Raw genomic sequence first — 24,125 nt, 5'->3', positions numbered from 1 at the left:
GCCGCCCTCAAACAGTTGGGCCCTTGCTTCCCCGCCAACCCCATCCCCACCGGCGGCTCCGAATGCGCCCGGCCCCCCCTGCCTGCCCCCTCCGCGCCAGACAAGACCTGCACCCTGAGTCGCGTGGATCAAACGTAGTTAACCCATCCAGGGCGAGAATCGTGGCAACGCAAAGCCGCAGGCCTTGGTTGGTGTGGCGGGGCCGCCCAGCCCCCGGGGCGCAGCGAAGCCGGTCCCGCTGCGCGGGACTTCCCGGTTTGGGTGGGCCCGGCGGGGCGGGCGCAGAACTCGGGCGGGAACAGTCCCCCGGACTGTTCCTAAGGCCGCCCTCAAACAGCTGCGCCCTTGCTTCCCCGCCGAGCCCACCCAAACCGGCGGCTCCGAATGCGCCCCGGGGGCTGGGCGGCCCCGCCACACCAACCAAGGCCGGGTCAAGAACTCGAATCTCTCCGCAATGGATATCACCCCCGCACCACGCCGGCGCCCCGACGACGACCGAGGAGAAATAAGCAATGGGACTACTCGAAAGCGCGGCCGGCACAGCAGCGGACAAAGCCGATAGCGTCGCCGGCAAAGACTCCACCCTAGGCGGACTGATCGACGACGTCGCCGGCAAGCTCGGCGGCGGCGCCGGCGGCGTCCCCAGCGGCACCCCGTACTACTACGCCCGCGAAACACTCAACGACAAACTCGGCCAACCGCAAAAACTCTTCCTGAAACCGACCGCCCAGGGCTCCGAAAGCCAATCCTCGGACGAGAACCGAGGCAGCCGCCCCATGCCCATCGAATTCATCCACTTCGGCAAGGTGCACGGCGACATGAACGACACCTTCGCCGGCAAAGGGCCGCCGGGCCACGGCGTAGGCTGCCGCGACGCCCTGCTGCGCGAGACCATGCTGCTGTTCAGCTTCGTCGATGCCGCCAAGCACGTGCTGGAAACCAACATGCAGGGCGCGATCGGCAACGCCATGGAAACCGTCGGTTCGCTGCTGGGCAGCGGCCAGAAGTCCGCGGCGGTCGGCCCCGAGCAATTCACGCCGCTGCTGGTCAAGATCCAGGCCACCGGCGACAAGCTGAACGTCGGGTCGATCGATTACCCCACCCTGCACCAGGCCGGCGTGGACCTGCACCAAGTACGCGCCGACTTTGCCGTGCTGTGCGCCTCGGCCTTCAAGCCGGGGGCGGGCGGAGGCGCGGGACTGCCGTCGCTGCCCCTGCCCGGGCCGCTGGGCGCCGTTGGCGGGGTGGGCGGATTCATTGCCGACATTCCCAAGTACCTGTTCAAGGCCCAGGATACGTACAAGGCCATGTTCCAGGCGGCGCGCGCGGAATACGAAGCCGGCATCGAGGAAGCCTGCCGGGCCTTCTCCGTGGCGGCGATACGGGACGGCCGCGAACCTACCTTCGGCATCTGGTTCTTCGAGAAGGGAGCGCCGGACGCGCAAGGCGCGGCCCCGCCCGAGCCACCCAAGACCTACGCCGACAATCCCCTGGGCAAGGCCGAGAAGGCCGTCGACGATGCCCAGGACAAGATCGAGGAGGCGCAGGAAAAGGCCAAGGGTGCCCAGGAATCGCTGACCGACTGGCTGGAGACGGCGGGCGCCCGCACGCGGCCGGGCACCGCCGCCCTGGCCGCGGCCTTCGCCACGCTGGCGGGCGGCACGCGCTGGAACGAGCCCCGTACGGATCCCAAGAACCTCGACAAGATCGTTCCCGCGCCGGTGCTGATTTCGCGCGCGATCGCCCAGGGCACCGGCATCCAGCCCTTGCCCGGCTTCGTCGACACCGTGGTCCAGGAGATCGCCAAGGCCTCGGTCGCCATTCTCGAGCGCGTCTACACCAACCTGCTGCTGGCAGCCGGAGACGGCGATCTTCGCGTACTGACCGCGCTGTCCACGCGCGAAGCGCTGAGCAAGTTGATCGTGGACCTCGTGTTCAAGCTCGCGGGCTTTCCCCCTCCTGGAGACAACAAGAAAGCCGAAGGCGAGACCCAGCTCGGCAAAGTCAGCATGGGCAAGCAGCAATTGCTCAACAAGGGCGCGGAACTGTTGCGCGACTTCCTGACCAGGCACGCCGCCCACCTGGACGTCATCATCGATTTCATCGCCGAGGAGCTGAGCGCGGAATTGCAGAAGATGCGTGGACAGGCGCTCAGCAAGGATGCGCGGACCATGGAGATCTGGCTGGGCCGGTTGCCCATGCTGCTGGCCCTGCAGGTTCGCAATACCTTGTTTCCGCTGTTCAACCTGCTGCTCGATGCCTTCGGCCTGGGCGACACCGTGGGTCAGACCGTCTGGAATCCGGTGCGCGACAAGATCAAGCAGGCCACCGGCATGGTCCAGGACGTCAAGCACACCAAGGACAATCTCCTCGAAGCCACGGAACAGGCCAAGGAAAGCGGCAAGAAGATGGACGACGCGGTCAGCCAGCTGGGCGACAACAAGTTCAACTTCCTGGATCCGGCCAACAGCGCCAAGGACATGAAGGACAAGGTCGGCAACGTCGACCGGGCACGCAAGGACGGCGTGCAGGACGTCCTGGACAAGGCCACGGGCGCGGACGAAGACAAGGCCAGGTCGCTGCTTGCCGGCGGCGACGAGGATGCGCCGCCCGCCGGCGATGCCCCCTTCAGCAATATCCGGGTAAGCGACAGCGCAGCGGTCCGGCCCGAGAAGCCCGACATCGATCAGGTCGGCAAGGTCGTACTGGGCACCGAGGCGGCATAGCGGCGGCTAGTTCGGCCCGCCCTGGTCAGGGCACCAGTTCGGTCACCTGTCCCGGCATGGTGATGGTGATCACCCCGCCCCAGTTGCACATGCAGGTCGACGTGTTGTTCAGGACCGGCTGGTTGGCCAGCATGACGGTGGGCGAACCGGGTGTCCAGGGCGAACTGGTCGCGGGCACGCAGGGCATGGGGGTGAGCACGCCCAGGGCGGCGGAGGTCGCCGAGGCGACCGTAGGATTGCCAAGGCTGGCGCACATGCCGAAGGGCATGATGTTGACCATGGGCTTGTGGTCCATGATGTTGGCCGCCGGCTGGTTCGAGGACATCATCCGATTGACGGGCAGCACCACCAGGGACGAGGGCGCCAGACCGAAGCTGCATTGCAGCAGCGCCCCATTGACGACGTGCATGGCCATGGCGGTCCTCCCGCAGCGCGCCGGAAACCGGCGCGCGGCTACGAGCCGGTGGCGATGATTTCCACGCGCCGGTTCTCGGCGGCACGCGGATCGGCCGGATTCAGCAGTTCGGTCTGGCCCTTGCCCACCGTGCGCAGCCGCGCGGCGTCGACGCCATGGCCGACCAGGTAGGTCTTGACCGAAACGGCACGGCGCTGCGACAGGCGCATGTTGTAGTCGGCCGACCCCACCCCGTCGGTATGGCCCGCCACCGTGAACGTGCGGCCCTTCAGCTCATCGGAGGCCAGGGCGGCGGCCAGGTTGTCGATGGACCGGCGCGAGCTTTCGGCGATCTGGTCCGAGCCGAACGCGAACTGGATCTGCATGGAAATGGCGGCCGGCGCGGCGGGGGCGGGCGCGGTTTCGGGCATCGCGGTGGCCTGGGACGAAGCGCCGGGACGCAGCGCGCGCGTGCGCACGCCGGCGGTGGCATCGTCGCCGCCGCCGGCCTTGAGCTGGTCGATGATCTGGTTGATCGAGGGGGTCTCGGTGCCGAAGTTGCCGGACTGGGCATGTGCCGGGTGCGGGATCGCAAAGGCGGCCGCGCAGGCCAGGGCCGCGGCGGCGAAAGAGCTCGGGGGAAAAGCGCGGGGCCGGACGGAGGTTTTCATGGCGCGCACTCCAGGAAGATGGGCAGGCGGATGCCATAGTGTGCGCAAATCCCCGATCCGGATCGATATGCCAAGCGGCCTATTCCATCGCCTACGGACGTGGCGTCCCCCGGCGGCCGGCCTGCCGGCGGCATAGACCCTCTGCCCTATCGCCGCGCGCGCCGGGCTTACGTAGATTGCGGATACCGCTTTCACGAATCTTCGCAACGTGCTCCGAACATCCGCGCCGCCTCTGTTGCCGCTCCTGCGCCGGTTGGCCGTCCTATGGCTGGCCGCGCCATTGGCCGCGTGCTGGGCGGCCGACATGACGCTCATCCTGGACGATACGGCGCAGCAGTACGGCGAATTCGCCGCGCAGCTGCGCAGCGTCAACGCCGCCTCGCACCGGCTGACCCAGGGCAAGGTCGATATCGTGCCTCTGGACTCGCTGCGCCAGCTCGGCGCGCCACAGGCGGCCGCGCCGAGGTCCGGTCCGGACGACGGCGATTCCGTCCTGGCCGGCGTGCGCACGCGCAGCGCGCGCGGCTCCATGCTGCCCGATACGGCGTCATCGGCCTCCCCCCCGCCCCCGGCGCGCGCCGAGGGCAGCGACCCGGGCGTGCTGGTCGCCGTGGGCCCCCGGGCTGCCCGGGCCGTGGTCCAGCGCGCCGGCAGCGAACCCGTCCTGCTGGCCTTGCTGGGCCGCCTGGAATACGAGGAACTGCGCGCCCTGCCGGCGCTGCGCCGCCCCGAACGCGCCATCGCCGTGCTGCTGCGCGACCCGGCCGCGGCCGAGCAGCTCAGCCTGATAGACGCCGTGCTGCCCGGCAAGCGCCGCGTGGGCGTGGTGACCGCGCCCCAGGCCGAACCGCTGATGCGCGAGCTGGCCAGCGCGGCCCTGGCCTGGCCCGCCCAGCACCCCTCGCGCGGCGGCCGGCCCTGGGCCATCGCCGCGGCCGACGCCCCCGACGCCAATGCGCTGACCGGCGCCTTGCAGGTCGTCGTTCCCGCCAGCGACGCCCTGCTCGTGCTGCCCGACCCGGTGGGATCAACGTCCGCCGCGGCCCTGTCGCTGCTGCAATCGGCGGCCACGGCCAACCTGCCCGTTTTCGCCACCAGCGAGGCCATGGTGCGGGCCGGCGCCGTGGCGGCGCTGGTCCCCGGCAACGCGCAGCTGGCCGAGCAGGCCCATGCCCTGGCCGTGCGCCTCAGGCAGGCGCCCCCCGGTCCGCCGGTGGTCGAGGCGCCGCGGCGGTTGACGGTACGCACCAATCCCCACGTGGCCAAGCGGCTGGGCCTGGCCTTGCCGCCGGACGAGGCCTTGACCGCGGCCGTGGCGCGCCGGGACTAGGCCTGTTCCGCTCCATGGCTCTCATGCTCCCCGCCGCGCTTCGATCGGACAGTCTGCAACGGGACCTCATACGCCTCGGGGTGCTGCCGTGCGCCACCGCCGCCGTGGCGCTGACCCTGTGGTTCACCCACGAACGGCTGGACGCGCTGGAGCAGGCCTTCCGCGCCAACGGCGCGGCGATCGCCCGGCAGCTTGCCGTGGCCAGCGACCTGAGCCTGTATGCGGGCGACGTGGAAACGCTGCGCGACCTGGCCGAGAACATGGTGGCCAAGGGGATCGCGTCGCGCGTGGAGATTGGCAACGGCGCGGGCATCGCCATCGCGGCGGGGCCGGAGTCCGGCAAGCTCAAGCACGCCCGCCCTTTCGCCGAACCGGTGCGCCTGCGCGCCACGCGCGGCCTGACCGACTACCCCCGCCCCGGCGGACCGGCGCTGGACATCGGCACGGTGCGCGTGTTCCTGGACGATGCCCAGCACCGGAGCGCGCGCGCCGCCTCGATGCTGGCCGGCGGCCTGATAGGCGGCACGGCCCTGTTGCTGGCCTGGCTGTCGGCCCGCCACATGGCACGCGCCGTCGTCCGGCCGCTCAAACGGATCTCCGCCACCGTCTCATCCTTGCAGGAAGGGAAGCTGGACGCCCGCTGCGGTCCGTGCGGCCGCAACGAGATCGCCGCCCTGGCCAGCGACGTCGACCACATGGCGCAACGCCTGCAGGACGCCTACTCGTCCCAGGAAGAGCGCATCCAGGCCGCCACCCAGGAGGCGCTCGCGCGGCTGTCGCAGGCTGAACAGGCCACGCGTTCGCGCACGCGCTTCCTGGCCACGGCCAGCCACGACCTGCGCCAGCCGGTGCATGCGATGGGACTGTTCATCGACGGCCTGCTGCCCACCGCCAGCCCCGCGCAGTTGCCCGCCATGCAGCGCCTGCAGGAAGGCACCCAGGTCATGAGCGCGCTGCTGGACGCGTTGCTGGACATCTCGCGGCTCGACGCCAACGTGCTGTCGCCGTCCTATGCCCCGGTGCGCGTGCGCGACCTGTTCGACCAGCTCGACGCCATGCATGGCGCGGTCGCGCGCGAGGCCGGCGTGGAGCTGGTGTGGCGCGACCGCGGCCGCGCGGTCATGACCGATGCGGGCCTGGTCATGCGCGTGCTGGACAACCTGGTGCGCAACGCCGTGCGCCACAGCGAAGGCGGCAGGGTGCTGGTGGCGGCCCGGCGCGACGGCGCCGCCACCCGGATCGAGGTGCGCGACAACGGCATCGGGATCGCGCCCATCCAGCAATTGCGCATCTTCGAAGAGTTCTACCAGGTCGCCAATCCGCAGCGCGACCGGCGCAACGGCTTCGGCCTGGGCCTGTCCATCTGCGCCCGCATCGCTCGCCTGCTGCAGACCGACATCGGCGTGCGATCCGCCCTGCGCCGGGGCAGCACATTCTCGCTGCTGCTGCCCAGCACCGACGCACCGCCCGTGGCGCCCATGGCCGCCGCGTCCGAGACCGCCGGCACGACCTCGCTGGACCTGGACTGCCTGCTGATCGACGACGACGAGGCCATCCAGGAAGGAACGGCCCACCTGCTGCGGCAATGGAACTGCCGCGTGGACCAGGTCCTTACGGCCGGCGACGCGCTGCGCAAGCTGCGCGACGCCAGCCGGCGCTACGACGTGATCCTGTGCGACCTGCAACTGGGCGACAGCGACGACGGGCTCGCGCTGCTGCTGCAGGCGCGGGAGCTGCGGCCGCGCGCCACCGCCATCATGATCTCGGGCACGACCACGCCGGACATCCTGCAGCGGGTACGGGAAGCCTCGGTCACGCTGTTGACCAAGCCGGTCGCGCCGGCCAAGCTGCGAGCGCTGCTGGGACGCTGGACGCCGACCGGACGCGGCGCCCGGTCGGCCAGTCTCTAGGTCCCGTTCCCCCTAAAAATCCGAGCAGGCGTTGCGGCGATCGGTGGACACGCAGTTGCTCAGGTTCGGCCGTGTCCGCACCCGGGACCATTCCCGGGCCAGCACGTCGCCCGCCTGCTCGACCCGGTCGCCGGCGATCGGCCCGGTGGCGAAGCACATGGCCACGGGGGCCAGGTTCCGGTCGTACAGATAGGTGGTCGGTATCTCGCGCTGAAGGTCCACGCTGGGCAGGGTGTAGCTGTTCACGGTCAGCACGCCCGGCACGACGTTGATCAGATATCCCTCGGCCGAGACGAAGGGTGTGACCGCGGTCACGGCATAGGTGCCGGCCGGGCTCGACGCGGTGGCGGCCGAGCCGGCCGTGCCGCTGATGCCCGCTCCGGTATCGCCCAGAATCAGGCCCTCCAGTGTGTAGCCCAGGGCGGGATTGCCGATGCCGGCCGGCCGCGAGGCGCTGTCCAGCGTCACGGTCACCGTCGGTTGTTGTCGGTAGATGAAGTGGTTGTCCGCGTCGGCGATGGATGCGCCATAGGCGCGGCCGTACAGGTTGGGCAGCGTGCCCGAGCCGGCCATGCCGCCGCGCGTCTCGCCCTCCCAGGTGTCGGCCCATACCCGCCAGCGCCCGGAAGTATCGATGCGCGCGCCGTCCGGATTCTGGAAGCGCGCCGCCGCCACCAGGTCGGCGGTGCCGCCGGTCACGCCGGCATCCAGCGTCAGGTCGCCGGACTGGGTCCGCACGACCGTGGTGGCGGCGGAAATGCCTCGTTCCGAGCCGGCCACCACGCCTTCCCCCGCGCCCAGTGTCGGCAGCGTGACTTCGCCTATGCGCAGGGCATCCGCGTCGGTGTAGGCGAACCCGCCGCGCGCCCCGCCCGCCACCGTGCCGACGCGGTTCGATGCCTGGTCCAGGACGACGCTGCCGTCCGTGCTGCGGGCCGCCAGTTCGTCGGCGATGATCGAGCCCGACGCATTCTGGCCGATGTCGCCGCCGGCAAGCAGCGCGACCGTGGCGGCCTGCACGGACTGCCCCAGCGTCACGTTGCCGGCGTCCGCCTGGAGCACCATCGACCCGGCCGCGGCCGAGGCGGCGGCGATGGACAGATTGCCCGAGGTGGCCCGCACGAACGCATCCTGGGCCATCACGCCCGAGGCGGAGACCGCCTGCGGCGCGCCCGCCGCATCGAGCATGCTGGCCGCCACGGCCGTCACGGCCAGGTCGCCGGTGCCGCGATAGGCCAGGCTGCCGGCTGCGCTGCCCGCCAGCGCGCGCACGTCGTTGCCGCCGTTCTCCAGCCGCACGTCGCCGCCGGTCGAACGCGCCAGCAGCGCATCCGCCGCGATGCCGCCGGACGTCGATTCGGTGATCCCTCCCGTGGCGAGCAATGCCACGGTCCGGGCCCGCACCGCGGCGTTCACGGCCACGGCGCCGGCATCGGCCTGCAGGCTGGCGGCATCGGTGGCCGTCACGCCCGAGGCGACCGTCAGGCTGCCCGTCCGCGCCGCGACCCGCACCGTGCCGGCCTGCGCACCGGCCACGGTCGATGACGACAGCCCACCCCCCGCATCCTGGGTGGCGACAGTGGCCTCGCCGACGGTCAGCGCATTCGCGTCCGCGTAGCGCAGCTCGGTGGCCGCACTGCCCGCAAACACGCCGGCGTCGTTGCCGGGGGCGGTCAGCGTCACCGACCCGGCCGTCGACCGGGCCGCCAGCGTGTCCGCCGTGATGCCGGCGCCGGCCTGCTGGCCGATGTCTCCGCGGGCCAGCAGGGCCACGGTTCGCGCCTGCAGCGATTGCCCGACTTGCACGCTTCCCGCGTCCGACTGCAAGGTCAGCCCGTTGGCTGCGTTCGAAGCCGCCTGGACCGACAGGTTGCCCGTGGTCGCCTGGACGATCGCATCGGTGGCCGTCAGGCCCGAAGCCGCGACGGTCTGCGGCGTGCCGCTGGCGTCCAGCGCCCCCGCCGTCACCGTTGCCACCGCCAGGTCGCCGCTGCCGCGATAGCGCAGGTCGCCCGCGGCGGATGCCGCCAGCGTACGCACGTCATTGCTCCCCGCCGCCAGTTGGACGTCGCCCGCCGTGGACCGGGCCAACAGCGCGTCGCCGGCAATGGCGCCGGCGGCGGCCTGCGTGATGTCGCCGCCGGCCAGCAGCGCCACCGTGCGCCCCTGGACCGCGGCACCCACTCCGATCGCCCCGGTGTCGGCCTGCAGGCTGAGCAGGTCGGCGGCCGAGACGGCGGCGGCGACGTCCAGATCGCCCTTGCGAGCCGCGATCTGCGTCGTATCGGCCGAGATCCCCGACGCGGCAACGGCCTGCACGTTGCCCGCGGTGTCATGGCCCACGACGGCGGCATTTCCCAGGGTCAAGCCGTCGGCGTTCGCATACCGGAAATCGGTGGCCGCGCTGCCCGCCAGGATCCCGACCCGGTTGCCCGCGTCCGTCAGCGTCACGCTCGCGCCGGTCGAACGGGCGACCAGCGTGCCGGCGGTGATGGCGGCGCCCGCCTGCTGGCCGATCGCGCCGGCCGCCAGCAGGGCCACCGATCCGCTGTCCAGGGTCCGGTTGACCTGGATGGCGCCGGCATCCGCCTGCAGCGTGATGGCCGTCGGCGCGGTAATCGCGGCATTGGCCGTGATGTTCCCGGCACGGGCCTGCACGATGGCGCGGTCGGCCGAAATGCCATCCAGCGCCCGGGTCTGCACGCCGTTGGTCGCGGCGTCCATGCCCAGGGCCGACACGTTGCCGACCGCGATGCCGTCGGCATCGACGTAGCGGAAGTCGCCCGCCGCGCCGCCGGAAACCGTGGCCACGGCATTGCCCGCGTTGGTCAGCACGACGTCGCCCGTGGCCGACCGTGCCGCCAGCGCGTTCGCGGCGATCGCGGCGGTGGGCGATTGGGTCACGTTGCCGCCCGCCAGCAGCGCCAGCGTGCCGGCCGTCACGCTGCCGCCCAGCGCGATCGCCCCGCCTCCTTCGTTCTGCAGGGTCAGGTTGCCGGCCGTGGCCACCGGCCCGTCCACCGAGATGTCGGCGGCGTGGGTATTGCTGCCGACGATGACGTTGGGCGCATCCAGGTTCCCCATGTCGGCGTCCGACAGCGAGAACCCGTTGCCGCCCGCCCCGCCCACGGAAATCCGGGTCGCCGTGTGGTCGGTGGCATTGCCCGCGGCATCGACGCCGCCCGGCCGCAGGTTGATCGACGCACCCGACCGCACCGAGGCCGCGAGCGCGATCGCATCGGCGCTGCCGTCGTTGTCGGCCCGCAGGACGACGCCTTGCTGGCCATCGATGGCATGCGACGACAGTCTGGACGAGCCGCCTTGCAGGTCTATGCCGGCGCCGCTGCCTTCGGACTGACCCGCCACGCGCACCCGGCCGGCCTGCGCGACCAGCGAAGAGTCCTCCAGGATCACGCCGGAAGCGGTCGTGCCCGCCCCCCGCGCCAGCCCGCGCACGTCCACGTCGCCACTGGCGGACTGCACGTGCGCCCCTTCCATCCTGACGCCTTCCGCGCCCGTCGACGAATCGCCGCCGCCGATGCCGACGATGGCGATGTTGCCGGACGTGGTCGTAATGATGGTGTCGTCGCTGCTGCCCGACGTCATCTGCACGCCCTCTCCATAACTGGAAGAGACGCCGCGCACCGTGACGCTGCCGCTGGCCGCGTCGATGCGTCCGCCTTCGATGTCCACGCTGGCCACCCCGTCGCCCGCGCCCCGCAGCAGGACGTTCCCGCCGGCGCCGGCATCGCTCTGGCCGACACGCGTGTCGATGACGCTGTCCACCAACCGGATGGCCGGCCCGCGATTGGAGCTGGCGCTGCCCGCCACCGGGTCGCTCTGGCCATACAGGCTGACCGATCCGCCGTTGGTGGTCAGCGTCGCGTTCTGGAAGGCGATGGACTGATCGCCCGACAAGGTGCCGCTTGCGTTGCTGTTGAACGCCAGGTCGAGCGCGCCCGCCTCGGACACGATGCTGAACGAATCGCCTCGTATGCCGCGGTACGCGTCCAGCGCGAACGCCAGCGGCGCCGCGCCGGTCGTGCGGCGGATATCCACGCCGCTGGCTATGGTGATGTCGCCGCCCGTGCCGCTGCCGGCCCCCGTCCCTATGCGTACGCTCGTGCCGGCATCCAGGGCGGTGTTGATGCTGGAATCCTGGATCGTGGTGTCGGCCACCGCCTCGAAAGGATCGGCCAGCGGCGCGCCCGGCCCGGTGCCGTGGACGATGCGGACGTCATAGGGATCGACGATCCAGTTTCCCGCCGCGCCGGTGACGGTCCCGGCATTGACCCGGACGCCGCTCGCGTCGACGCCGCCGCCGGAAGTCTCGATCCGTCCGCCGTGGCCCGCGCCCGTGCCCCGGGCCTGGAGCGAGCCGTGGACGCGCAGGCCATCCTGCCCCGTCAACAGTACCTTGCCGCCATCGCCCTCGGCGCCGGTCGAGTTCGCCTGCACGCGCGCGAAATCGTCCACGGCCGCCACGGCCTCGGCCCGCACCGTCACGTCGCCTCCGCCGCCGGCGCCGTCGGCCAGCAGCGCGGTGGCGCCCAGCACGCCCACGTTGCGTCCGGTGACCTCGATGCTGCCGCCCCGGCCGTCCGCGCTGCCGGCGTCCACCTGCAGCGTCGCGCCCACCTTGGTCGGTTCGCCCGCCAGCCAGACGTCGCTGTCGCGGCCGGCGATGCGTATGCGGCCACCGTCGGTGGCGATGTCGGGCGCCGTCCCGCCCGGCGCCTCCAGGGCCTCGACGCTTTTCTCGATGCGCACGCCGCGCGCGGCGATGGTGGTGAAGGTCGCCCCCGAGGCGCCGTCGCTCTGGATGAGCAGGCCGTCGCCGCCCGCCGCCCCGGTGATCAGGATGTCGCGGCGCGGACCGGCCAGCACCCGGGTGTCGAGCATGTGCACGCCATCGACGGCCTCGATGGTGTCGTAGCCCAGCACGCCGAAGATGTCGGGCGACTGCGTCAGCGCGTCCAGGTTGGAGCCCTTGCCGTCGATCGTCACGTCGCCGCCGGCCGCCAAGGTGGTGTTCCGGATCGCCACGCCGGCTTCCGGGACCTCCACGGGAAGATTGTCGGCCAGCGTGGCATTGGCCGCCGTGCCGATGATGGTGATGTCGCCCGCCGCGTTCAACTGGTGCTGCGTGCCCCCTTCGCGGCGCCCGTCTATCCGTACGCCCGCCGCCGCCACGCCGCCGTGGCCGGTTATCGTGATGTCGCCGCCCGCCGCCACGCCGGTCCCGCTGAGGGTGACGCCCTCGCCCCCTTCCACGCCGCGGCCGGACGTCGCGTCGACGGTGGTGATGCCGGCCCCCGCGGCGGCCAGCGAACCGCCCGCCGAGCAGGCATCGTCGGCGCACAGCGACACGTCGCTCCAGCCGACGAAGATGCCGGCGCGGCGGGTCTGCGCCCGGCCATTCACGAAGGACGTGCCGCCGGTGGCCTTGCCGTTGGCGGCATCGCCTTGCCCGAACAGGCGCAGGTCGCCACCCCGGGTAGCGATGGTGGCGCCTTCCACGTCGATGCTGCCCCCGCTTTCCTCGACGAAATCGCTGGCGCCCTCCGGCCGGCGCATCGCGGCCTTGCCCGAGGAATCGGCGTTGAACTCGACGTTCAGCGCGCCCGCCTGCGACTCGATGTGCGCGCCGTTCCACATGTCGATGTTGCGCATGGCGTCCACGCGCAGGGTGGAAGTGCCGCCCTGGGTCTTGACCACGCTCGCGTCGCTCTCGAACACCACGTTGCCGCTCTGCCCCCGGCCGCCGTCGAGCGCGAAGCCGGTGGCGGCCACGGTCACGTCGGTACGGTTCCCCAGCGCTTCGCCCACGGCGCCGCCGGATACCCGGCTGTCGTCACCGGCCACGGACACCTCGGTGGCGGGCCGTGCCGCCGGCGCGGTACCCACGGTCACGTCGCCCTGCGAGCTTATCGTCCATTTGCCGTTGGCGCCGCTGCCGGCGCCGGCCGCCGAGACATGGGCCGCCCCGACCTCGACCACGCTGCCCGACGTCTTGACGACGCCGCCCGCTCCGTCGCCCGCGGCATTCGCCGTCATGATGCCCGCCGCATGCAGCCCCGGGGCGCCGATGTCGACGGTGCCGCCGTTGCCCGCGGCCAGCGCATCCGCGTGCAGGCGGCTGCCCTCGTCCATGGTGACCGCCCGCCGGCCCGCCAGTTCGATGTGCCCGCCGCCGCCGTCGCCGGAGGCATCCAGGCGCGCCGATCCGGTCCGGATGCCGCCGGCCTCGATGCGGAGGGTCCCGCCCGACGCCCCCGCGGTGCCCGACACGTCCAGCGTGCCGCCCACCGCCACGTCCGCCTGGCCGGATGCGCCCAGGATGATCTCGCCGTTGCGCGCGGTCAGCGATTGCGCCCGGATCGTGCCCTGCTGGTTGACCACGCGCTGCGCCACCTGGGCCGAATCCGCCAGCACCGCCACCCGGCCGCCGTTGGCCTGGAGCACCGCGCCGCTTTCGTTGGTGACCGCGGCCATGCTGGCGCCGGCGTCCGGCGCGAAGCGGAACGTGGTCAGTCCGTCGCCCTGGAAGTCCAGCGTTACCTGGCGGGCCGACACCAGTCCCACGGTGCCGCCGTCGGCCACGATCTTGCCTTCGCCGCCGTTGACCACGGTAGCGGCCATCAGCGCGATGGTCGATCCCGGCGCGGTCAGGGTGCCCAGGTTCGTCACCGAAGCGGTGTTGGCGTCGTCGCGCTCGAACCGGAAGCGGCCCGCCATGAAGTCGGCATTGGAGATGTTGAGCGTCGAGGCGACCAGGCCGCCGGTCTCCACCTTGGAGCCCTGCCCGAACAGCACGCCCGCCGGATTGATCAGGAAGATCCGGCCATTGGCCGACAGATCTCCCGAGATGCGCGACAGGTCCCCGCCCAGCACCCGGTTCAATGCGATGCTGGAGGCACCGGGCTGCAGGAAGCGGACCGCGTTGCCCGCGCCGATCGAGAACGTGCTCCACTCGATGATGGCGCGATCGCTCTGTTGCTGGATGGACATGACGTTGCCGCTCGTGACGGGCGCGAGCACGCTGCCCTGCACGGGATTGAAGCCGGTCGGCATCTGGGCGCCCGCGCTGGTGCCCACCAGGGCGAGCGCCAGTGCCAGCGGACGGGGACTCCAACGCTCCTGGGGCACCGGGGAAACGGGCCCGCGAACCTTGCGCGGGGAACGGATGGCTGCACTCATGTGATTCTCCTGGTCCCGGAGCGCGGTCCGCGCCGCCTTGGGCGCCGGTCTCCGGCCGCCCCGGTTCCTTAAAACACTTTCTGGAATTGCACGAAGATCCGGGGCTTGCGGTCGCCGCCGTCGGTGACCGGCGCCGCGGTGTTGCGGCGCCACGCCAGCGAGACGTTCACCATGAAATCGCCGGGCCGCGACCAGACCGCGCCGATGCCGAAGCCCTGCATGCTGCGGGTATTGTTGGTGTCCAGGCTGGTGGGCGAATGGAACATCCGGCCCTTGCCCACGTCGTAGAACACATAGGGCGTCAGGTCCTCGGTGGCGGACCAGCGCCACTCGACCACGCCCAGCACCCCCTCGTCCACCAGCAGTTCGCTGGACGGGAAGGCGCGCACGGCGCGGGCGCCGCCCAGCGCCAGCTTCTCGGACGCGTCCAGGTTGCCGTTGGTGAGCTGCCCGCCCAGGGACACGTACAAGGTGTGGCGCGGCAGCACCGATTGCAGGCGCGACACCTGCCAGGTCAGCTTGGTGAATCCGCCGTCCGTGCGGTGGCCCGCCGGCCCCTGGTCCATCGCGCGCGTCAGGTCGTCCTTGATGTCCAGGCGCCCGTGGTAAAGGGTACCGGTGCTGGCCCAATAGCCGCCGCCGAGCAATTCGTCGCGCCGCTCCCAGCTCCAGCCCAGTCCCACGCCGACGATGTTCTTGCGCGCCGAATACGAGAACATGGAAAGATCGTCGCGCAGGTCCTTGTGGTCCACGCCCAGGCGCAGGAACAGGTTCTGGCCGCGCTGCCGGATCACGGGGTAGTTCAGCGACAGGTCGGCCACCGTCGCCCGGCCCTTGGCGCCCAGTTGCGACCAGGGCTGGCCCAGTTCATAGCGCACCCGCGAGATGCCCGCGCCCAGGCGCAGGCCGTCCGTGCCCAGCGGCGCCTCGTAGCCCAGCCGTCCGAAGTTCAGCGAATTGCCCTCGGACATCATGAGCCGGGCGTCCAGGTTGTCCCCCAGCCCCAGCGGACTGGCCACGCGCATGGTGCCGCCCGCGCGGACCCGGCCCGACTCGCGCGTGCCGTGGTTGTCCGCGTCGAAGGCGAAGGTCACGCGCCGCGCCTGCGCCACCTCGACCACCAGGTCCGTCGTGCCGGGCTCGCTGCCCTCCTGCAGGCCGGACGACACCTTGATGCCGGGCAGGTCGGACAGCAGCAGCATGGCGCGTTCGTAGCTTTGCGCGCTGACCGGCTGGCCCGGCTGCAGCGGCGCGAGGTAGGCGCGGACGCGTCCCTCGGAGATCGGCGCATCCGGCGCGACCTGGATGTCCACCTTGCCCAGGCGCCCCTCGACGACGCTGATCTCGACCCGTCCCTCGCGCACGGTCTGCACCGGCACCAGCGCCTGGGCCAGGAAGTAGCCGCGGCTGCGGTACAGCCCGGTCACGTCCCGCGCCAGCGCTTCCAGGTCGGACAGCGAAACATCGCGCCCCACATACCCGGCCGCCAGCGCCTGCAATTCGTCCGCCGGTATGGCCGCGGCGCCGGTGAAGGTCACCTGCTGCAAGCGGAAGGCCGTCTGCGCGGCTGGCGCGGGCGGTTCAGGCAGGCGCTGCGACGGCGCCTGCGCCAGCGGCCCGGGCGTCTGGGCCAGCGCGGCCGAGCATGCCAGCCCCATCGCCGCGGCGGCGATACCTCGGCGATTCCATGTCTTGTCGGCACCCCGCATGCTTCAGCCCTCCACCGTCAGGCGCCAGTTCCCGATCAGGTTGAACGGCGCCCAGAAGAACGGGTGCGCCATCTTGTTGCGCTTGAGGACGGCAAGCTGGCCGGCCTGCATCGCCCGCTGGATGTCGTTGCCCTTGGCCAGTTCGGCGTACAGGGTGCTCATCAACAGCTCCGCGGCGTCGTCGGACACTGGCCACAGCGAGGCGATCAGGCTGGATGACCCGGCGGACAGGAAAGACCGCGTGAACCCCAGCACCTCGTCGCCCTGCGCGATCCGGCCCAGCCCCGACTCGCACGCCGACAGCGTGACCAGGGCCGTGTAGTTCATGTCCAGCCCCAGGATTTCGCGCGCCTCCAGGAAACTCTGCCGGCCGTCCTCGTTGGCGAGCAGGATGCGCGAATAGAGCGGATCCACGGTGTCGGCCTGCGCGTGGGCGGCCACGTGGATCAGGGGCGCGCGGGCGGCGGCTTCCTTGAACTGGGTCTTGGTGGCGGCGGTGCCCATGTAGACGTTCTTCTGCGGGAACAGCCGCGCCAGTTCCTGCACCTCGCGCTCGGCGCCGGGCAGGTCGTACTGGTCCTCGATGCGCGGATTGCCGAACGCGGTCAGCGTGGGCGCGACGCGCGGCGTCCTGCGCGCGAGCTGCACGGCGATGCTCATGGACGGCGCCACCGACATCGCGTGGCTTTCGATCAGGTAGGCGCCGTTCAGGCGCAGCGCCTGGAACGGCAGGTAGTGCAGCGGGCCGTGCGGCACCACGACCAGCCGCTGCCCGGGCGCGATGCCCAGCGGCGCGATCAGCAGTTCGCCCACCCGTGCCGCGCCGTCCACCGCGCCGCGCTTGCCGTTGACGATCAGGTCGCGAAAGGCGTCGACCAGCTTGGCCAGGTCGTCGCGCCCGATCGGGATGGAGACTTCCCGCAGCTCGGATGGCCCGACGATCCAGGCCTGGAGGCGCTCGGGCAGGACATGGAACTGGATCACCCGTTCGTCGGGCGCCAGGGACTGTTGCAGCCCCGACAGCGACAACGTGGCCATGGCGGCATCCGGCACGCTGCCCCGCCCGCGCACCGCGTCCAGCAAGGCCCGGCTGCGGCTGCGCTCGCTCAACTCGAATGCCGCCGAGGCATTGCCCAGGTCGCTGTACAGACCGATCGCGCGCTCGAACACCGACTGCATGTCCGAGAACAGTCCCATCTTGAATTCGTCGCTGCGGAAACGCGCGCGCACCGCGTCCACCCCGTCGAGCGCCTTGCCCAGCGCATCGGCCGCCGCCGGCTTGTTGCCCAGCGCCATCTCGCTGCGCGCCACGCCGTCCCACGCCCACAGCTGGTAGTAGCCGCTGTCGGCGCCGGTCCGTCGCGTCGTGAGCGAGCGGTACAGGTCCGCCGCTTCCTGCGGCCGGTTCTCGGCCAGCAAGACCCGCGCACGCGTGCGCTGCCACTGCGTGGCCAGGACCGGGTCGGAAGGCTGGGCGGTGGCGTCCAGCACCTGCCGCGCCCGCGCGGCATCGCCGTTCTCGGCCAGCGCGTTGACCAGCGACACGCGCACCAGCGGCGCATAGCGTTCCGAGCTGTTCGCCAGCGCGGTCTCGTAGCTCTTGATCGCCGCGGGATAGTCGCCACGCCGGACTTCGACGTCGCCCAGCACCTTGTGCACCGGGCCCAGCACCTTCTCGGGTTCCTTGGGAGGATGCCGCAGCGCCTCGCGCGCGAAGGACTCCGCCTTGTCCAGGCGGCCCGCATAGCTGTAGGCGATCGCCAGGTCGCGGTTGGCCAGCGCGGCCAGGTTGGGATCGTTGGTGGCCTGGGCCAGGTGCAGCGCCTTGCTGGCGGCGCGCACGCTCTGCCGGAACTCGCCCTGTTCGGCCAGCGCCACCGCCTGGCTGCAATACTGGTAGCCGCTGAGCTTGACCGGATCCTGGGCATACAGGATCGCACCGTCCTGGGTCAGCGCCAGCAGGGTGTCGGCATCGGCCAGCCGCTCCTGCGCGACCAGCCCCACCTCGGCGTCCGGCACGGGCTCCTGGGCCCATGCCGGCGAAAGGGCCAGTCCGAACGACAGCGCGCACACGGCCTTGCGCGCGCCGCTCCAGATCCTCTCCTTCCGCATCGCCCGCCCCATGCTCTCGCGCTCCACGTTCGCAGCGGGTGCGTCCCGCCATGGATATAGGAACGAAGTCTAGGTAGCGTGCGCTAACATGCCTATACGCAATAGGACATAGCGCTAAAGGGGTAAGGCCGCGACATGCATCTGTCACTCGACCTCGACGATCTGATGCTGTTCCAATCCGTGGTGGAAAGCGGCTCGCTCACGTCGGCCGCGCACAAGCTGGGCGTGCCGCGCGCCACGCTCAGCCGCCGCCTGATCGCGCTGGAGAAAAGCTGCGGCGCGATGCTGCTCAAACGCAATACGCGCAAGGTCTCGCCCACCGCCCTGGGCCTGGACCTGCTGCAGGAGTGCGCGGACATCGCGCGCGCCCGCGACAGCATCGCGCGCAAGATCGCACGCAGCGCCACCAGCATGTCGGGCACGCTGAACGTCGCGATGCCCATCGAGTTCGGCACGGCGTGGCTGGGGCAGGCCATCTCGGAATTCGCCCTGGAACACAACGACCTGCAGATCGTGGTCGACACCACCACGCGGCCCATCGACCTGATCGGCGAAGGCGTGGACATCCTGATCGCCTTCGGCGAGCCCAAGCCGTCGCGGCTGACGGTGCGCAAGCTGGGCGAGATCCGCTACGGGCTCTATTGCAGCCCCGCCTATGAAGCCGGCCTGCCCCAGCCCATATCCCTGGCCACGCTGCCCGCGCTCGACTGGGTGGTGACCGAGCTGCAGTCCGGACAAAGCCTGTGGAACACCGTGCCGTCGGGCGCGGGCCGCTCCGCGCTGGGGCGGGTGCGGGCGCGCGTGAACAGCATCCGCCTGCTGCGCGAGATGGTGGCCTGCGGAACCGGCGTGGGGCTGATCCCCGAGATCCTGGGACGCGATTACGTGCCCGGCGGACGCCTCAAGCGCATCGTTCCCGAGTGGGAGCCCCGCCTGCCGCTCAATGCCTACATCGTCTCGCGCACCAGCGTGCCCCGTGCCACCCGGGCGATGCTCAAATACCTGGCGGACGCCATCCGCAAGTCGCAGGACGCTTAGGGCCTGGTCACGCCAGCGGGAACCCCGCGCAGGCGCCTACGCCTTGCCGAAGTGCCCCGCCATCATGGCCTCGAAGGCGGCCGGATTCTCGAGCTGGGGCAGGTGCCCGGCCCCGGGTATCTCCACCCATTGGGCATGCGGCATCGCCCGCGCCTGCTCGCGCATGGCCGGCACGATGACCCCGTCGGCCTCGCCCGCCGTCAGCGTTGCCCTGACCGGGCTGCGCGCCAGCCCGTCGCGATAGTCGAAGCGGCTGATCGCCCGCGCGCAATGCGCATAGCCTTCCACCGGCGTCTTCAGGATCTGCTCGCGGACCCGCGCGACGAGGGCCGGCTGCTCCGCCAGCGTGGCCGGCGTGAACCAGCGCGCCAAGGTCTCGTCCGCCAGCGCCGCCATGCCGTCGCGCCTGGCGCGCGCGATCCGCTCGTCCCACAGCGCCCCGTAGTTGTCCGGCGTGCTGGACGGCGCATCGCATGCCACCAGGCTGGCCAGCCGCGCGGCATGGCGCGTGGCCAGGTCGAAGCCGATCATGGCGCCCAGCGATACGCCCATGAAATGGAAGCGCGCAAGACCGAGCGTGTCGGCCAGCCGCGTGATCGCATCGGCCAGGCCGGGCAGCGTCACCTCGCCGGCGACAGGCGCCCGGCCATGGCCCGGCAGGTCGATGGCGACCACCTGGTACGTGCGCGCCAGCCAGGCGGCCTGCCGCGCCCAGCTTTCCCCGTCGGACATGATCGAATGGACCAGCAGCACCGCCTCGCCCGCCGACGGCCCCTGCACCGTGTAGTAAAGGCCCGACCCCGCATCGAACTTGCCCTGCGCGCTCATCACCGCATCTCCCCTGTTGAAGTACCCAGCATCATAGACTCCTGGCGGGCGATCAGGGGTCCCTGCGCTTCCGAGCGGCGCTTGACCTCCAGCCAGCGCGGATCCCGCGCGAACGCATCCCAGGCCTGGTCGAAATCCACGCCCGACCGCCATTTCAGCAGGTAGACGAAGGTGTCGGGCGCCTCGGGCGGCGTCCAGCTTCGTTCCAGCATCAACCCTTGCTCGGCCAGCAGGGGCGCGGCCGATGACAGGAAGCGGTCGCGCATGGCGGCGAACTTGCCGGGAGCCGCCACGTAGGTCTTCAAGGCATAGACATGGCCGTCCCCCGTCTCGACCGGCAAGGCCGCATCGCTGCCCCATTGCGTCCAGGACCCGTCGTAGACCCTGACGTCGCGTTCGCCCAGCTTGTGCAAGGCCAGGGCCAGCACGCAGGCCGACACGCCGGATCCGCAGGAGCAGACGAAGCGGGTGTCCCGCCCCAGCCCGAGCCCATGCGCCCGCATGACCTCGGCCAGCCGGTCGTCAGGCAGGTAGGCATGCGAAACCGGGTCGAGCAGTTGTTCGTAAGGCAGGTTGACGCTGCCCGGGATGTGGCCGGCGCGCAGTCCCGGCCGCGGCTCGGGCGCCAGGCCCCGGAAGCGTTCGGCGCTGCGCGCGTCCACCACCTGGGACGAGGCGTGCGCAGCGGCAGCGCGCGTGGCGGCGGTATCGGCCACCGCGTCGTGCTCGCGCATCGCGCTCCAGTCCCCTTCCCGCGCGGGCGCGGCCGGGCCCTGCTCCACCGCGCCGCCGGCGGCCCGCCACGCGGGCAACCCGCCGTCCAGCACCGCCACGCGCTCGTGGCCGTAGCCCCGGAACATCCACCACAGCCGTGGCGCGGTGCGTATGCCGTGAGTGTCGTAGACCACGACCAGATCCCCGGCCTGGATGCCCAGTCCACGCATGACGGCCTCGAACTGCGCCACCGGCGGCAGCATCGTGGGCAGGCCGGACGCCGGATCGCTGATCTCGGCCAGGTCCACGAAACGCGCGCCCGGTATGTGCGCCGCCTCGAATTCGCGGCGCGCGTCGCGCCGCTCCGCGGGCAGGTGGCTGGTGCAGTCCAGGATGGCCACGCCCGCGCTGCCCGCGATGCGGGCCAGGTCGGAGGCGGCGATCAGTGGTCCGGTCGGCATCGGGGCGGCTTCACGCTCGTTGGCCATGCCTATTCCACCTTGATGCCGGACTCGGCCACGAAACCCTGCCAGCGCTTGATCTCGCCGGCCATGAAGGTCCGGAACTCCTCCGGCGACATGTTCCCGGGCGGGCTGCCCATGGCCCCGAGCTTGTCCTTCATCGCGGGTTCGTTCAGCGTCTTGCGCACCACCGCCGAGATCTTCCGCACGACGGCGGGCGGCGTGCCGGCGGGCGCCAGCAATCCGGTCCAGCCGTCCATGCCGTACCCGGGCACGCCCGACTCCGCGATGGTGGGCAGGTCGGGATTGCGGGGATAGCGCTTGGGACTGGTGATGGCGACCGCGCGCAGCCGGCCGGACTCGATCCAGGGCTGCACGTCGGAATAGTTGGCGAAGGTCATCTGCACGTCGCCGGCCACGGCGGCCGCCACGGCCGGCGCGCCCCCCCGGTAGGGCACGTGCACCATGTCGGTCTTGGTGTCGTACTTGAAGACCTCGCCGGCGAACTGCGTCAGTCCCCCGGCGCCGCCGAAGTTCAGCTTGCCGGGATACTTGCGTGCATACGCAATCACATCGGCCACCGTCTTGACCGGCAGCGAGGGATGCACGGCCAGGATCAGCGGATTGGTGTTGAGCAACGCCACCGGCGCGAAATCGTTCAGCCCGTGGTAGTCCACCTTGTAGATGAACTGGTTCAGGGTCTGGGGCGCGGCCAGGCCCACCAGCAGCGTATAGCCGTCGGGCTTGCTCTTGGCCACGTAGGACGTCGCCAGGCTGCCGCTGGCGCCCGGCTTGTTCTCGACGACGAAGGGCTGGTTGAACGCGGCCTGCAACGCCTCGGCCGTGATGCGCGCCATCTGGTCGGCGATGCCGCCCGGCGCGTAGGGCACGATCAGCCGCACGGCATGCCGCGGCCAATCGGTGTCGTCGGCGGCTTGCGACGGCGCGATACAGGCGGCCCATGCCGCGGCGGCCAGGCCGGCGGCTTTCAAGCTTTTCTTCATGATGTGTCTCCTCCGGTGCGCGGCGCGCCCGTTATAGTGGAATGACGGTCAGCACGTCGACGCAGCGCGAATCCAGCACGACCACGCGTTCCCGCAGGCGCGGGCCGTCGCCCTGGGCATGCACGATGTCCAGGTACTTGCCGACGCCGTACAGCCGGGATTCCCCGCTCTCGAACGTGCGATAGACGCTGAAATTCGACCGCACGCGCCAGATGCCGTCGCCCACCGCGGCGACCCGGCTGGGTCCCAGCACGTGCGTGTAGCAATGCGGCTCGAAGATGTTGGCGGTACGCAGCGCCGCGATGCGATCGCGCAGCATGCCGCGCCCCTCGCAATGGATGATGCCCACGGGCAGCCCGGCCGCCACGTTCTCGCGCGTGGTCAGCCGGTAGGTGCCATCGTCGGTGAAGAAGTCCGGCCAGGACTCCAGTTCGTCGTCGTCCAGCGCGTGGGCATAGTCGGCCATCAGCCGTACGATCGCGGCCTGGACGTCCTCGCGCACGGCGGGGGAAGAAGCAGTACGAAGTGTGGTCTGCATGATCAGCGTTCCGTCAGAATCCCATGATGTCGCGATAGCCGTGCCAGAACCCCCGGACCGAGGCCTCGGTGGCGCGCGACGACTCGTTCGACTCGGCCACGCGGCCGCCCATCTCGATGAACGCCGCGCGCTGGCCCGCCCCCACCGTGCCCCGCTGCACGAACTCGTTGATGCAGCCGTCCTCCAGGGCCACCAGGCCGGCCGCGCCCGTCAGGTTCGACTGCATGATGCGCATCTTCGACTGCTCGGGCGTGTCGCGCTCGTAGCCCAGGAATATCCATTTCAGTTCGGTCCTGTCCACGCCCTGGGGCACGAAGAACCGGATAGCCAGGGAGTTGAGCGTGAACTGGAACACCACGTTGGGAAACACGGTCTGGATGCTGTGGGTGATGCCGTCGTCGAACTCTTCCCAGGCGTCCAGCAGTTCGGGGCCTTCCAGCGCCGATTCGCCGTGCTTGGCGCCGTACTTGGCGGAGTGCACCTCGGCCGTCAGGTACTCCTTGTCGAGATTGAAGGTGGCGCGCTTGGAATAGCTGATGTGGTGCCACTTGCGGTCGGACAGGATGATGCCCCCGTCCATGTCCAGCCGGTTGACCTTGAACGTGGTGTAGAAGGTATGCAGCAGCGTCGCGTGATAGGAGTCCCGCACGTTCTCGGCATACAGTTTCCAGTTGTTGTGGATGATCTGGCTATGCCGGCCCAGCACCTTCAGCGGCCGGCCGAAGTTGCGCTGGATGAAGGCGCTCATGCGCGGCCCCAGGAACTCGTCCAGTGGCGGCGTCTCGTCCGACAGCGTGCCGAACACCAGCCCGCAGAAGGCCTGCACGCGCACCGGCTGCAGCCGGTGCGCCTCGACGTCGAAATCCTCGGGCATGCCGCCCTTGCCGTTGACGCCGTTCTGGAAAGCGATGGACCGCAACCGGCCGTCCAGCCGGTATGACCACGCATGGTAGACACAGGTCAGATTCTTGACCTTGTCCTTGCTCTTCAACGCGACCAGCGCGCCCTTGTGGGCACAGCGGTTGACCATGGCGTTAATGCGGCCATCGTGGTCACGCGCGACGATCACCGGCGTCTCGCCCATCCAGGACGTGACCACGTCGCCCGGTTCGGGAATGTCCTGCTCGATGCAGAGAAACTGCCAGACCGGGCCGCGGAAGATCCGCTGCTGTTCCCTGTCGTAGACCTCCCGGTCGGAAAAGACCTGGAACGGCACCCGGGTGATGCCTTCGCTGGGCCAGTCGACCAGCGCCTCTCCTGCCTCCATCGTTTTCTCCAATACGCCTCGCGAACTTGGGGCGACGGAGCGATGGTAAGGACTTGCCCGGCCGGGGCATAGCCACATGGCTGGAACTCATCATCCCACTTTTGACGCAAATCACATTCAATTATGGGCGTCACTCATCACCGCCGTAGTCCTTGATCGGTGGGGTGGGGCGGCTCGCATTGGGGCGCATTCGGAGCCGCCGGTGAGGGTGGGCTTGGCGGGG

14 protein-coding genes are annotated in these 24,125 nt (G+C 70.7%); 4 read left to right on the top strand and 10 right to left on the bottom strand.

Annotation, left to right across the window (positions count from 1 at the left end; translation table 11 throughout):
• Positions 1-512: 512 nt before the first annotated feature.
• Positions 513-2,726 carry a hypothetical protein gene (locus N5K27_RS28140; protein ID WP_279820861.1) on the top strand — a complete coding sequence of 738 codons (2,214 nt, stop codon included), beginning with the start codon at positions 513-515 and terminating at the stop codon, positions 2,724-2,726.
• A gap of 25 nt (positions 2,727-2,751) precedes the next feature.
• On the opposite strand, the gene N5K27_RS28135 is transcribed toward N5K27_RS28140, so the two are convergent.
• Positions 2,752-3,141: a DUF4280 domain-containing protein gene (locus N5K27_RS28135; RefSeq protein ID WP_087837651.1), complete on the bottom strand. Its 390-nt coding sequence runs from the start codon at positions 3,139-3,141 to the stop codon at positions 2,752-2,754.
• Between the two features lie 38 nt (positions 3,142-3,179).
• Positions 3,180-3,791, bottom strand: coding sequence for an OmpA family protein (locus tag N5K27_RS28130; RefSeq protein WP_279820859.1), 612 nt, complete (start codon positions 3,789-3,791; stop codon positions 3,180-3,182).
• Between the two features lie 208 nt (positions 3,792-3,999).
• Between N5K27_RS28130 and N5K27_RS28125 the strand changes: the two genes are divergently transcribed.
• Together N5K27_RS28125 and N5K27_RS28120 are read left to right on the top strand one after the other, a co-directional pair.
• Positions 4,000-5,121 (top strand): ABC transporter substrate binding protein, encoded by a 1,122-nt coding sequence (locus N5K27_RS28125; RefSeq protein WP_279820857.1) that lies wholly within the window; start codon positions 4,000-4,002, stop codon positions 5,119-5,121.
• 14 nt (positions 5,122-5,135) lie between these two features.
• Positions 5,136-7,031 (top strand): ATP-binding protein, encoded by a 1,896-nt coding sequence (locus tag N5K27_RS28120; protein WP_279820855.1) that lies wholly within the window; start codon positions 5,136-5,138, stop codon positions 7,029-7,031.
• 12 nt (positions 7,032-7,043) lie between these two features.
• Here the strand turns inward: N5K27_RS28120 and N5K27_RS28115 are convergent, their stop codons facing one another.
• The 3 genes from N5K27_RS28115 to N5K27_RS28105 all read right to left on the bottom strand — a co-directional run bounded on the left by N5K27_RS28115 (position 7,044) and on the right by N5K27_RS28105 (position 18,052).
• On the bottom strand, positions 7,044-14,231 hold the full coding sequence (locus N5K27_RS28115) for a filamentous hemagglutinin N-terminal domain-containing protein (RefSeq protein WP_279820853.1): 7,188 nt from the start codon (positions 14,229-14,231) through the stop codon (positions 7,044-7,046).
• Positions 14,232-14,299: 68 nt separating this feature from the next.
• Entirely contained in the window at positions 14,300-15,940 is a 1,641-nt protein-coding gene (locus N5K27_RS28110) for a ShlB/FhaC/HecB family hemolysin secretion/activation protein (protein ID WP_279820851.1), read from the bottom strand.
• A gap of 3 nt (positions 15,941-15,943) precedes the next feature.
• Complete coding sequence (locus N5K27_RS28105) at positions 15,944-18,052, bottom strand: CHAT domain-containing protein (protein ID WP_279820849.1); 2,109 nt, start codon at positions 18,050-18,052, stop codon at positions 15,944-15,946.
• A gap of 135 nt (positions 18,053-18,187) precedes the next feature.
• Here N5K27_RS28105 and N5K27_RS28100 point away from each other — a divergent pair, with 135 nt between their 5' ends.
• Complete coding sequence (locus tag N5K27_RS28100; RefSeq protein ID WP_087837645.1) at positions 18,188-19,090, top strand: LysR family transcriptional regulator; 903 nt, start codon at positions 18,188-18,190, stop codon at positions 19,088-19,090.
• 36 nt (positions 19,091-19,126) lie between these two features.
• Here N5K27_RS28100 and N5K27_RS28095 read toward each other — a convergent pair whose 3' ends face one another.
• From N5K27_RS28095 to N5K27_RS28075, 5 genes are read right to left on the bottom strand one after another with little or no spacing between them, the layout of a single operon-like run.
• The gene (locus tag N5K27_RS28095; RefSeq protein WP_087837644.1) at positions 19,127-19,918 is read right to left on the bottom strand and encodes an alpha/beta fold hydrolase; all 792 of its coding nucleotides are present in this window, start codon (positions 19,916-19,918) and stop codon (positions 19,127-19,129) included.
• On the bottom strand, positions 19,918-21,120 hold the full coding sequence (locus N5K27_RS28090; protein ID WP_087837643.1) for a sulfurtransferase: 1,203 nt from the start codon (positions 21,118-21,120) through the stop codon (positions 19,918-19,920). The genes N5K27_RS28095 and N5K27_RS28090 overlap by 1 nt, the downstream gene beginning before the upstream one ends.
• A 2-nt stretch (positions 21,121-21,122) precedes the next feature.
• On the bottom strand, positions 21,123-22,097 hold the full coding sequence (locus N5K27_RS28085; RefSeq protein WP_087837642.1) for a tripartite tricarboxylate transporter substrate binding protein: 975 nt from the start codon (positions 22,095-22,097) through the stop codon (positions 21,123-21,125).
• Between the two features lie 31 nt (positions 22,098-22,128).
• Positions 22,129-22,635, bottom strand: a complete 507-nt coding sequence (locus N5K27_RS28080; RefSeq protein ID WP_087837641.1) for an aromatic-ring-hydroxylating dioxygenase subunit beta — start codon at positions 22,633-22,635, stop codon at positions 22,129-22,131.
• A gap of 13 nt (positions 22,636-22,648) precedes the next feature.
• Positions 22,649-23,902: a Rieske 2Fe-2S domain-containing protein gene (locus N5K27_RS28075; protein WP_087837640.1), complete on the bottom strand. Its 1,254-nt coding sequence runs from the start codon at positions 23,900-23,902 to the stop codon at positions 22,649-22,651.
• Positions 23,903-24,125 lie beyond the last annotated feature (223 nt).

Source organism: Pigmentiphaga sp. GD03639 (genome assembly GCF_029845405.1).
Lineage (GTDB): Bacteria > Pseudomonadota > Gammaproteobacteria > Burkholderiales > Burkholderiaceae_B > Pigmentiphaga > Pigmentiphaga daeguensis.
Note: the sequence above shows the minus strand (reverse complement) of the source record. Positions and strands in the feature narration are given on the sequence as shown.